We start from the raw sequence: 11583 nt of genomic DNA, 5'->3' as shown, positions 1-11583 counted from the left end.
AGCCGGAACTGACCGAACTCCTGACCTCCACCCCGGCCGCGCCCGCCTGCGTCACGCGCCCGCCCCCTGCCGCTCGGCCGCCCGCCGGGCCCCCTCCGGGTCCGCCTCCCGCGCCGCCCGCTCCACCGTCTCCCGGTACGCCGTCCACTTCGCGCCGTCCCACTCCGGCAGGTTCGTGTCGCCCCGCCCCGCCCCCGCGCGCCCGTCGAGCAGTTCGCGGGTGATGTCGGCGTGGCCCGCGTGGCGCTGGGTCTCGGCGAGGACGCGGACCAGGACGTGGTGCAGCGTCGTCACGGCCCGGTGCTCCGGCCACCACGGCACCCGCCCCTCCGCGTCGAGCGGAAGCTCCGCGAGGACCGCGTCCGTGTGCGCCCACGCCGCCCGGTACAGGCCGGTGAGCGCGTCCCTGGACTCCTCGGGGCGCGCCCACAGATCGCCCTCCGGCTCGCGCGTCCAGTGGAAGTCCGGCTCCTCGCCCTTCGCGAAGTACGGCCGCCCGAACGTGTCCCCGAAGTACCCCAGTTCCACCGCCGCGAGGTGTTTCACGAGCCCCAGCAGATTCGTCCCCGTCGGCGTCGACGGGCGCCGGGCGTCGTACTCCGAAAGGCCCTCCGCCTTCCACAGCACCGCCTCGCGCGCCTCCTGGAGATACCGGTGCAGATCGGCCACCGGCCCGCTGAACGACATGATCGCCCCCGCTTTCGTCCGTCTCTTGCGTGCGTCGCTTACGTCCGTACGTCCGTACGTCCCTCTCGTGCCGCCGAGTCTCGCACCCGCCACTGACAACGCCCCGGAGCCGGCCCGGCCCCCGCCCTCGCCCCGGCCCCCGCCCGCCCCGGCCCGTACATCTGTCCGGGATGTCCCCCCTTCCGTTTAGGCTCTGGGGCATGGCAGCGACTTTCCGGCAGGCCGATGGCGAGACGAACCGGCCGGCCCACGACACGGCGGACTACGCCACGGCGGACACCGAGCGCTGGGCCCCCGAGCCCGACAAGCGCCCCGGGCGCACCGCCTTCCAGCGCGACCGGGCCCGGGTCCTGCACTCCTCCGCGCTGCGCAGACTCGCGGGCAAGACCCAGGTCGTCACCCCCGGCACGCGCGGCCACGCCTGGGACGCCAGTCCCCGCACCCGTCTCACCCACTCCCTGGAGTGCGCCCAGGTCGGCCGCGACCTCGGCGGGGCGCTCGGCTGCGACCCCGACCTCGTCGAGGCCGCCTGCCTCTCGCACGACCTCGGCCACCCGCCCTTCGGCCACAACGGCGAGCAGGTGCTCGACGAACTCGCCCGCGACATCGGCGGCTTCGAGGGCAACGCCCAGTCCCTGCGCCTCCTCACCCGCATCGAGCCCAAGCGCTTCGTGCCCGGCCCGGACGGCACCCAGGCCGGCGTCGGCCTCAACCTCACCCGCGCCGCGCTCGACGCCGCCACCAAGTACCCCTGGCCGCGCGGCGCGCACCCGGGCGACCCCGCGCACCCGAAGTTCGGCGTCTACGAGGACGACCTCCCCGTCTTCCGCTGGCTCCGCGCCGCGGCGCCCCGCGACCGCACGTGCTTCGAGGCCCAGGTCATGGACTGGTCCGACGACGTCGCCTACTCCGTGCACGACCTGGAGGACGGGCTGCACGCCGGCCACATCGACCCCAACGCGCTGCTCTCCGAGCCCGAGCGGGCCGAGATCCACCGCGTCGCGCTCGACCGCGGCCACGTACCGGCCGACACGGAGCGCGCCGAACTCGACGCCGCGCTCGACCGCCTGCTCGGCGAGGAGTGGTGGCCGCACCACTACGACGGCACCGGTACGGCCCAGGCCCGGCTGAAGGACGCCACGAGCGAACTCATCGGCCGCTTCTGCCTCGCCGCCGAGACCGCGACCCGCGCGGCCCACGGACCGGGCCCGCTCAGCCGCTACGCGGCCTCCCTCGTCGTCCCGCGCACGGCCCGCCTGGAGTGCGGGCTCCTCAAGGCCGTCGCCGACCTGTACGTGATCCAGCGCGCCGACCAGGAAGAGCTCCGCGCCGGCCAGCGCGTCCTCGTCACCGAACTCGCCGCGGCGCTCGCCGCCCGCGCCCCGCACGGCCTCGACCCCCAGTTCCGCGCCCTCTTCGACCAGGCCGCGACCGACCCCGCCCGCCAGCGCGTCCTGATCGACCAGATCGCCTCCCTGACGGACGCGGCGGCCAGATCGCTCCACGCCGAACTGACACGGCAGTAGACGTCAGGGCAACGCATTCCAGAGGGGCGCGGCGATGAATCCAGCCCCTTCGGGGGCACCTCCCGGCCGAAGGCTGGGAAATTCGAGGAGCGGGGGCCCGGGGCGGAGCCCCCGCAACGGCTCCCCACCATGACCCGCGCCCCACCGACTGGGGTACCGTCAGATTCCCCACCCGCCAATGCCGGAGGCACGCCGTGGTCGACGCGGATCAGACGTTCGTCATCGTCGGAGGGGGCCTGGCCGGCGCCAAAGCGGCGGAGACGCTGCGCGCCGAGGGCTTCACCGGGCGGGTGATCCTCGTGTGCGACGAGCGGGAGCACCCGTACGAGCGCCCCGCGCTCTCCAAGGGCTACCTGCTCGGCAAGGACGCCCGCGAGAGCGTCTTCGTGCACGAGCCGGGGTGGTACGCGGGCGCCGACGTCGAACTCCACCTCGGCCAGCCCGCCGTCGCGCTCGACGCGGCCAACCACGCCCTCACGCTCGGCGACGGCACGCTCCTCCACTACGACAAGCTCCTCCTCGCCACCGGCTCCGAGCCGCGCCGCCTGGAGATCCCCGGCACCGACCTCGCCGGCGTCCACCACCTGCGCCGCCTCGCCCACGCCGAGCGCCTGCGCCGCACCCTCGCGAGCCTCGGCCGCGACAACGGCCACCTGCTCATCGCGGGCGCGGGCTGGATCGGCCTGGAGGTCGCCGCCGCCGCGCGCGAGTACGGGGCCGAGGTCACCGTCATCGACGCGGCGCCCACCCCGCTGCACCACGTGCTCGGCCCCGAGGTCGGCCGGCTCTTCACCGACCTGCACGCCGAGCGCGGTGTCCGCTTCCACTTCGGCGCCCGCCTCACCGAGATCGTCGGCCAGGACGGCATGGTCCTCGCCGCGCTCACCGACGACGGCGAGGAGCACCCCGCCCACGACGTCCTCGCGGCCGTCGGCGCGGCGCCCCGTACCGCCCTCGCCGAGTCCGCCGGACTCGCGCTCGCCGCGCCCGAGCACGGCGGCGGCATCGCGGTCGACGCGGGGCTGCGCACCTCGGACCCGGACGTCTACGCGGCGGGCGACGTCGCCTCCGTCCCGCTCGGCCTCTTCCCCGGCGCGCCCCTGCGCGTCGAGCACTGGGCCAACGCGCTCAACGGCGGCCCGCTCGCGGCCCGCGCGATGCTCGGCAGGGACGTCACGTACGACCGGGTCCCGTACTTCTTCTCCGACCAGTACGACCTGGGCCTGGAGTACTCGGGCTGGGCGCCCCCCGGCCAGTACGACCAGGTGCTCGTCCGGGGCGACGCCGCCAAGCGCCGCTTCCTCGCCTTCTGGCTGCTCGACGGGCAGGTGCGGGCCGCGATGAACGTCAACGTGTGGGACGTCACCGAACCGCTCCAGAAACTCATCCGCTCCGGCGCCCGCCCCGACCCCGAGGCGCTCGCCGACCCGAACGTGCCGCTGGAGTCCTTCCTGCCGCCCGCGTAACAAATCTGTGCGCGTTCGCACACACACGGTGCACGCCCCGGTCCTGGTCCGTAAGGTGCCGGGCGTGAAAACGACACGGGGAATCAGACTGACCGCGATGGCGGCGATAACGGTCCTCGCCCTGACGGGCTTCTCGACGGGGCGGGGCCACGGCAGCTCGCACAGCAGGCACGGCAGCGGTCACGGCGGCGGGTGCAGCAGCTCCTCGCAGCGCCAGAACGGCTCCAGCCACTCCACGTCCTCAACCGACGACGACGATGACGACTACACCTCGGGCTTCAACCGGGGCTACAACAGCGGCACGAACCGGCGCCACACGACCGCGCCGACCTCGACACCCACCGAGGACGACACCTACGCGAACACCCCCGGCTCCCCGGTCCAGGCGACGCTCGTCTCCTGCGTGACCAAGGCCAGGCCCTGGGCCACGGTCCGCCTCAAGAACTCCGGGACCAGGACGGAGAGCTGGAGCGGCTCCGTCACCTTCTCCGATGTCAACGGCGCCTTCCTGACGGACGGGACCGCGAACGCGTCCGGGATGGGCGTGCGCGTCGCCAAGGGGAAGACGAAGACGCTGAAGATCAAGCCCGCGGACGGGCGGGAGGTCGCGGACATCAGGCACTGCGAGGTGGAGACCTACGGAGAGTGAGCTTCCGGCCGGCAGACCGCGGCCCCTCCGCGACCCCGTAGAATTCCCCCGTGGCTGGCAGGATCAAGGACGAGGACGTGAAGGCGGTCAGGGACGCGGTCCCGATCGACTCCGTTGTCGCTGAGTACCTCCAGCTCAAGAACGCCGGCGGCGGGAACCTCAAGGGCCTCTGCCCCTTCCACGACGAGAAGTCGCCGTCCTTCCAGGTCAGCCCGGCGAAGGGCCTCTTCCACTGCTTCGGCTGCCAGGAGGGCGGCGACACCATCACCTTCGTCATGAAGGTGGACCACCTCAGCTTCTCCGAGGCCGTCGAGCGCCTCGCGGGCCAGGCAGGCATCACCCTCCGTTACGAGGAGGGCGGCTACAACCCCACCCAGCAGCGCGGCGAGCGCATCCGCCTCATCGACGCCCACCGCGCCGCCGCGCAGTACTACGAGGAACAGCTCGCCGGGCCCGAGGCCGAGATCGGCCGCAAGTTCCTCGCCGAGCGCGGCTTCGACCAGAGCGCCGCCGCGCACTTCGGCGTCGGCTACAGCCCCGCGGGCTGGGACCACCTCACCCGCTACCTGCGCGGCCAGGGCTTCACCGACCGCGAGCTGATCACCTCGGGCCTCTCCCAGGAGAGCCGCGGCGGCCGCCCCATCGACCGCTTCCGGGGCCGCCTCATGTGGCCGATCAAGGACATCGGCGGCGACATCGTCGGCTTCGGCGCCCGCCGCCTGCGCGAGGACGACAACGGCCCCAAGTACCTCAACACCCCCGAGACGCCGGTCTACCGCAAGTCGCAGGTCCTCTACGGCATCGACCTCGCCAAGAAGGACATCGCCCGCGCGAGCCGCGCCGTCGTCGTCGAGGGCTACACCGACGTCATGGCCTGCCACCTCTCCGGCGTCACGACCGCCGTCGCGACCTGCGGCACCGCCTTCGGCACCGAGCACATCAAGATCCTGCGCCGCCTGCTCATGGACAACGGCAGCGCCCGCGTGATCTTCACCTTCGACGGCGACGCGGCCGGGCAGAAGGCCGCCCTGCGCGCCTTCGAGGACGACCAGAAGTTCGCCGCCGAGACGTACATCGCGATCGCCCCCGACAACATGGACCCCTGCGACCTGCGCCTCGCCAAGGGCGAGCAGGCCGTCGCCGAACTCGTCGAACCGCGCGTCCCGCTCTTCGAGTTCGCGCTGCGCCAGATCGTCTCGCGCTACGACCTGGAGACCCCTGCGGGCCGCGCCGCCGCGCTCGATGAGGCGGCGCCCGTCGTCGCGAGCGTCAAGAACGTCGCGCTGCGCCACGCCGTCGCCGTCCAGCTCGCCGGGATGCTCGGCTACGGCCCCATGGACCAGCAGGAAGTCGTACGCCGCGTCGCGACCGTCGCCCGCTGGGCCCGCGAGCACCGCGGCGAACCCCTCCCCGGCGGCCCCCGCCGCCCTGCCATGGCCGCCGCGAGCACCCCCCAGCGCCCCGGCACCTCCGGCCCCGCGCTCATCCTGCGCAACCCCGCGCACATGACCGAGCGGGAACTGCTCAAACTCGCTCTCCAGCGGCCCGAACTCGTCTCGCCCGCCTTCGACGCCTACGAGATCGACGAGTTCACCGCCGAGCCGTACGCCGCCGTGCGCCAGGCCATCGCCGACGCGGGCGGCGCCGAGGAGGGCGTCCACGACGCGATGGCCTACCTCACCGCCGTGCGCGAGGCGGCCCCCGACGACCGCGTCCGCGCGATGGTCACCGAACTCGCCGTCGAACCGATCCGCCGCCGCGTCGTCGACGACGTCTACGCGAGCGAACAACTCGTCCGGGTCCGGGTCCGCGCCGTCCAGCGCCGTGTCACCGAACTCCAGGGCACCTTCACCCGCGTCTCCGCGCAGGGCGACCAGGCCCGCGCCGCCGAGGTGCAGAGCGAACTGTGGGTCCTGGAGCAGTACGGCCGCGCCCTCCAGCAGCAGGGCGCGGCAGCCCTCTGAGACCCGCGCGGCCCGGCGGCCCGAGCACCCCTCGCGCCCCGCCCGCCCCGCGGGACACCCCCGCCCCACCCGCTGACCACCCGTCACGGGCCGGTCGCAAAAAGTCCCCGCACGCCCCTCGTGACCGCTCCCGCTCTGTCCCACACTGAAGAAGGTTCCCGGGACCCGCCCGCCCCGCGGGACCACTCGGGGGTACGTGGCAGCGAACACCAGGAGGCCGGTCCCCGTGTCCACTCAGCTCCGCGCCCAGCCCCTGCCCGGCGTCCCCGCCCAGCGGACCGGCGACCGCACCCCCGCCCCGCCCGGCGGCCACGCGCCCGACCTCTTCCGCCAGTACTTACGCGAGATCGGCCGCATTCCGCTCCTCACCGCCGCCGAAGAGGTCGACCTCGCCCGCCGCGTCGAGGCCGGCCTCTTCGCCGAGGAGAAACTCGCCGGGCCCGGCCCGCTCGACACCCGCCTCGCCCTCGATCTCGACCGCCTCGTCGTCCTCGGCCGCGCCGCCAAACGCCGCCTCATCGAGTCCAACCTCCGCCTCGTCGTCTCCGTCGCCAAGCGCTACGCGGGGCGCGGCCTGACGATGCTCGACCTCGTCCAGGAGGGCAACCTCGGCCTCATCCGCGCCGTCGAGAAGTTCGACTACACGCGCGGCTTCAAGTTCTCCACGTACGCCACCTGGTGGATACGTCAGGCGATGTCCCGCGCGCTCGCCGACCAGGGCCGCACGATCCGCGTGCCCGTGCACGTCGTCGAGCTGATCAACCGCGTCGTACGGGTCCAGCGCGGACTGCTCCAGGAGCGCGGGCGCGAGCCGAGCCACGCGGAGGTGGCGGCCCTCCTCGGCCTCACGAAGGAACGCGTCGGCGAGATCCTGCGCCTCGCCCAGGAGCCTGTCTCGCTGCACACCCCTGTCGGCGGCGAGGACGAGGTCGCGCTCGGCGACCTCATCGAGGACGGCGACGCCCCCTCGCCCCCCGAGTCCGCCGCGCTCCTCCTGCTGCGCCGCCACCTCGAAGACGTCCTCTCGACGCTCGGCGAACGCGAACGCCAGGTCGTCCAGCTCCGCTACGGACTCGACGACGGCCGCCCCCGCACCCTGGAGGAGATCGGCGCCCTCTTCGGCGTCACCCGCGAACGCATCCGCCAGATCGAGGCCAAGACCCTCGCCAAACTCCGCTCCCACGCCTACGCCGACCAGCTCAGGGGGTACCTGGACTGAGGACGGCGCCGGTACGGGGACGGGGCCGCCCCCACGCCCGTACGTGGAGACGGCCCCGTGCCGCCGGGAGCCCCGTGCCGCCGAGGGCCCCGCGCCCCGCTACTCGACCTCGGCCACCGCCTGCGCGAACTGCGCCGCGTACAGCCGCGCGTACGCGCCGTCCGTCGCGAGCAGTTCCTCGTGCGTGCCCTGCTCCACGATCGCGCCGTTCTCCATGACGAGGATCGTGTCCGCGTCGCGGATCGTGGAGAGCCGGTGCGCGATGACGAAGCTCGTGCGCCCGGCCGCGAGGCGCTCCATCGCCTTCTGGATCAGGACCTCGGTCCGCGTGTCCACGGAGCTGGTCGCCTCGTCGAGCACGAGGATCACCGGGTCCGAGAGGAAGGCCCGCGCGATCGTGATGAGCTGCTTCTCGCCCGCGCTCACCCCCGTGCCCTCGTCGTCGATGACCGTGTCGTACCCCTCGGGCAGCGTCCGGACGAAGCGGTCCGCGTGCGCCGCCCTGGCCGCCTCCTCGATCTCCTCGCGCGTGACCTCGCGCGCGGCGCCGTACGCGATGTTCTCCGCGATCGTGCCGCCGAAGAGCCACGTGTCCTGGAGCACCATCCCTATCCCGGCGCGCAGGTCGTCGCGGCGCATCCGCGCGATGTCGACGCCGTCGAGCGTGATGCGCCCGCCCGTCACGTCGTAGAAGCGCAGCAGCAGGTTGACGAGCGTCGTCTTGCCCGCGCCCGTGGGGCCGACGATCGCGACCGTGTGGCCCGGATCGACCTCCAGGGACAGGTCCTCGATGAGCGGCTTGTCCTCCTCGTACCGGAAGGAGACGTGCTCGAAGGCGACCCGCCCGCGCAGTTCCTTGGGCCGTTCCGGCTCGGCCGGGTCCGCGCTCTGCTCGTCGGCGTCGAGCAGTTCGAAGATCCGCTCGGCCGAGGCGACCCCGGACTGGATGAGGTTCGCCATCGAGGCGACCTGCGTGAGCGGCATCGAGAACTGCCGCGAGTACTGCACGAACGCCTGCACGTCACCGATCGACAGCGCGCCCGAGGCGACCCGCAGCCCGCCGACGACGGCGACGAGGACGTAGTTGATGTTCGAGACGAACATCATCAGCGGCTGCATGACACCGCTCGTGAACTGCGCCCGGTTCGAGGCGTCGTACAGCGCCTCGTTGTGCTCGCGGAAGACCTCCGCCGACTCCTCCTGGCGCCCGAAGACCTTCACGAGCGTGTGACCCGTGTACATCTCCTCGATGTGCGCGTTGAGTTCGCCCGTCGACTTCCACTGCCGCACGAACTGCGGCTGCGAGCGCTTGCCCACGCGTGTCGCGACGAGCGCGGAGAGCGGCACGGTCACGAGCGCGACGAGCGCGAGCAGCCACGAGATCCAGAACATGACCGCGAGCACCCCGATGATCGTCAGCACCGAGTTGACGAGCTGGCCGAGGGTCTGTTGCAGCGTCTGCTGGAGGTTGTCCATGTCGTTCGTCGCGCGGCTCAGCACCTCGCCGCGCTGACGGCGGTCGAAGTACGAGAGCGGCAGGCGCGACAGCTTCGTCTGCACGTCCTCGCGCAGCCGCCTGATCATGAGGTTGATCGCCCGGTTCGAGAGCCGCACCGAGATCGACATGAGCACGCCGCCGAGCGCGAAGACGAGCGTCGCGATGAGCAGCACCTCGCCGATCGCGCCGAAGTCGATGCCCTCGCCGGGTGTGAAATGGACCCCCTTGAGGAGGTCCGCGAACCCGCCGTCGCCGCGCTCGCGCGCCGCCTCGATGACCTGCTCCTTCGTCTGCCCGGCGCGCAACTGCCCGCCGATCACCCCGCCGAAGAGCAGGTCGGTCGCGTGCCCGAGGATCTTCGGCCCCGACACCGACGCGGCGACGCTGACTATCCCGAGCAGCAGCATCCCCGTCAGGAGCGCCTTGTGCGGGGCGAAGCGGCGCGCGAGCCGCTTCGCCGTCCCCTTGAAGTCGTCGAGCCCCTGGGCTCCGGCCGCAGCCGCCATCCGTCCACCGGGACCGGCCATCACGCGGCCTCCGCTTCCGTCAGCTGGGAGAGCACGATCTCCCGGTACGTCTCATTGGTCTCCATCAGCTCGTGGTGCCGCCCCACGCCCACGATCCGCCCCTCGTCGAGCACGAGGATGCGGTCCGCGTCGCGGATCGTCGCGACGCGCTGCGCCACGATCACCACCGTCGCCCGCGCCGTCTCGTGGCCGAGCGCCGCGCGCAGCGCCGCGTCCGTCGCGTAGTCGAGCGCCGAGAAGGAGTCGTCGAAGAGGTAGATCTCCGGGCGCCGCACGAGCACGCGCGCGATCGCGAGCCGCTGCCGCTGGCCGCCCGAGAAGTTCGAGCCGCCCTGCGCCACCGGCGCGTCGAGCCGGTGCTCCAGCTTCTCCACGAAGCCCTTCGCCTGCGCGACCTCCAGCGCGTGCCACAGCTCCTCGTCGCTCGCGTCCGGGTTCCCGTACCGCAGGTTGCTCGCGACCGTCCCCGAGAAGAGGTACGGCTTCTGCGGGACGAGCCCGACCGTGCGCGCGAGCAGCGCCGGGTCGACCTCGCGCACGTCCACGCCGTCGACCAGCACCTCGCCCTCGGTCGCGTCGAACAGGCGCGGTACGAGGCCGAGCAGCGTCGTCTTGCCGCTGCCTGTCGAGCCGATCACGGCCGTCGTCTCGCCGGGCAGCGCTTCGAGGTCGATCCCGCGCAGGACCGGCTCCTCGGCCCCCGGGAAGCGGAAGCCCGCGCCGCGCAGTTCGAGCCGCCCGTGCCGGCGCAGCTCGGTGACCCCGGCCTGCGGCGGCACGACGCTCGACGCGGTGCCGAGCACCTCCTCGATCCGCTCGGCGCACACCTCGGCGCGCGGCACCATCATGAACATGAAGGTGGCCATCATGACGGCCATCACGATCTGCATGAGGTACGAGAGGAACGCGGTCAGCGCCCCGATCTGCATCCCGCCGCTGTCGATGCGGTGCGAGCCGAACCACACGACGGCGACGCTGGAGAGGTTCACGACGGTCATGACGGTCGGGAACATGAGCGCGAAGAGCCGCCCGGTGCCGAGCGAGACCTCCGTCAGCTCCCCGTTCGCGCCGTCGAAGCGCGTGCCCTCGTACTCGTCGCGCACGAAGGCGCGGATGACGCGGTTCCCGGTGATCTGCTCGCGCAGCACTCGGTTCACGGTGTCCAGCCGGGTCTGGAGCGTACGGAAGAGGGGGCGCAGCTTGCGCACGATGAGCCCGACCGAGCCGCCGAGCACGGGGATCACGACGAGCAGGATCGAGGAGAGCGGCACGTCCTGGCCGAGCGCGAGGATCACCCCGCCGACGCACATGATCGGCGCCGAGACCATGAGCGTGAACGACATCAGGACGAGCATCTGCACCTGCTGCACGTCGTTCGTCGTCCGCGTGATGAGGGTGGGGGCGCCGAACTGGCCGACCTCGCGCGCCGAGAACGACTGCACGCGGTCGAAGATCCGCGCCCGTACGTCCCGCCCGAGCGCGGCGGCGGTACGGGCCCCGTAGAACACCGCGCCGACGTTCCCGGCCATCTGCACGACGGCGACGAGCAGCATCAGCGCGCCGAAGCCCATGATGTAGCCCGTGTCACCCTTCACGACACCGTTGTCGATGATGTCGGCGTTGAGCGTGGGCAGGTAGAGCGCGGCGCAGGTCTGGACGAACTGGAGCAGGACGAGAAGGGCGATGGGCCGTTTGTAGGGGGCCAGCGAGGCCCGCAGAAGTCGTATGAGCACACTGCGCCTGTCGGAGAGGGGTCGGGAGCCTCCCTATCCTGAGCGATACGCCGGGGTGCGGACCAACCGATTAATTCAAGGCCGGGTCAAATCCGGCCGCCCCGGGTTTGCGCTCACAGCGGCGCGCGCTCGCCGAAGGCCCCGGGGTGCGTTTCCTCCCGTACCGCCGTGTACTGCTGCCGCACCGCGGCCCCCACGAGCCGTTCCTCCTCGTCCGCCTCGATGACCTGCGCCGCCGCCCCCTGCCACGCCGGTGGCCGCGCGGCGTCGAGCCGCCCCTCGTGCACCCCGAGCGCCCACGCCGCCTGCCGCGC

Annotated in this window: 8 protein-coding genes and 1 pseudogene; 5 read left to right on the top strand and 4 right to left on the bottom strand. The window is 72.6% G+C overall.

Going from position 1 to position 11583, the window contains the following annotated elements:
- Positions 1 to 51 precede the first annotated feature (51 nt).
- Positions 52 to 687 (bottom strand): DinB family protein, encoded by a 636-nt coding sequence (locus G3I42_RS16205; protein ID WP_164286608.1) that lies wholly within the window; start codon positions 685 to 687, stop codon positions 52 to 54.
- Between the two features lie 200 nt (positions 688 to 887).
- Between G3I42_RS16205 and G3I42_RS16200 the strand changes: the two genes are divergently transcribed.
- The 5 genes from G3I42_RS16200 (at position 888) to G3I42_RS16180 (ending at position 7511) form a co-directional block, all read left to right on the top strand.
- A complete protein-coding gene (locus G3I42_RS16200) occupies positions 888 to 2213 on the top strand; it encodes a deoxyguanosinetriphosphate triphosphohydrolase (protein WP_164286606.1) in 1326 nt (441 codons plus the stop codon).
- A 194-nt stretch (positions 2214 to 2407) separates the two neighbouring features.
- Positions 2408 to 3679 (top strand): FAD-dependent oxidoreductase, encoded by a 1272-nt coding sequence (locus G3I42_RS16195; protein WP_164286604.1) that lies wholly within the window; start codon positions 2408 to 2410, stop codon positions 3677 to 3679.
- Positions 3680 to 3776: 97 nt separating this feature from the next.
- Positions 3777 to 4328: a hypothetical protein gene (locus G3I42_RS16190; RefSeq protein ID WP_164286602.1), complete on the top strand. Its 552-nt coding sequence runs from the start codon at positions 3777 to 3779 to the stop codon at positions 4326 to 4328.
- A gap of 50 nt (positions 4329 to 4378) precedes the next feature.
- Positions 4379 to 6292 carry a DNA primase gene (dnaG, locus tag G3I42_RS16185; protein ID WP_164286600.1) on the top strand — a complete coding sequence of 638 codons (1914 nt, stop codon included), beginning with the start codon at positions 4379 to 4381 and terminating at the stop codon, positions 6290 to 6292.
- Positions 6293 to 6545: 253 nt separating this feature from the next.
- Complete coding sequence (locus G3I42_RS16180; RefSeq protein ID WP_164286610.1) at positions 6546 to 7511, top strand: RNA polymerase sigma factor; 966 nt, start codon at positions 6546 to 6548, stop codon at positions 7509 to 7511.
- A 99-nt stretch (positions 7512 to 7610) separates the two neighbouring features.
- Here G3I42_RS16180 and G3I42_RS16175 read toward each other — a convergent pair whose 3' ends face one another.
- The 3 genes and pseudogenes from G3I42_RS16175 to G3I42_RS16165 form a co-directional block, all read right to left on the bottom strand.
- Positions 7611 to 9536, bottom strand: a complete 1926-nt coding sequence (locus G3I42_RS16175) for an ABC transporter ATP-binding protein (RefSeq protein ID WP_164286598.1) — start codon at positions 9534 to 9536, stop codon at positions 7611 to 7613.
- Positions 9536 to 11269, bottom strand: coding sequence for an ABC transporter ATP-binding protein (locus G3I42_RS16170; protein ID WP_164286596.1), 1734 nt, complete (start codon positions 11267 to 11269; stop codon positions 9536 to 9538). The genes G3I42_RS16175 and G3I42_RS16170 overlap by 1 nt, the downstream gene beginning before the upstream one ends.
- A gap of 113 nt (positions 11270 to 11382) precedes the next feature.
- Positions 11383 to 11583 (bottom strand): annotated as a pseudogene (locus G3I42_RS16165) (sugar kinase); the annotation flags it as partial.

This window comes from Streptomyces sp. SID11385, from assembly GCF_010548245.1.
Classification (GTDB): domain Bacteria; phylum Actinomycetota; class Actinomycetes; order Streptomycetales; family Streptomycetaceae; genus Streptomyces.
This window is presented reverse-complemented; position numbering and strand designations above follow the sequence as displayed.

What these genes read in the sequence shown, in the direction of transcription:
- G3I42_RS16190 (WP_164286602.1), top strand. Translation starts at nt 3,777, where the DNA reads ATGGCGGCGATAACGGTCCTCGCCCTGACGGGCTTCTCGACGGGGCGG.
- G3I42_RS16175 (WP_164286598.1), bottom strand. Translation starts at nt 9,536, where the DNA reads ATGGCCGGTCCCGGTGGACGGATGGCGGCTGCGGCCGGAGCCCAGGGG.
- G3I42_RS16200 (WP_164286606.1), top strand. Translation starts at nt 888, where the DNA reads ATGGCAGCGACTTTCCGGCAGGCCGATGGCGAGACGAACCGGCCGGCC.
- G3I42_RS16205 (WP_164286608.1), bottom strand. Translation starts at nt 687, where the DNA reads ATGTCGTTCAGCGGGCCGGTGGCCGATCTGCACCGGTATCTCCAGGAG.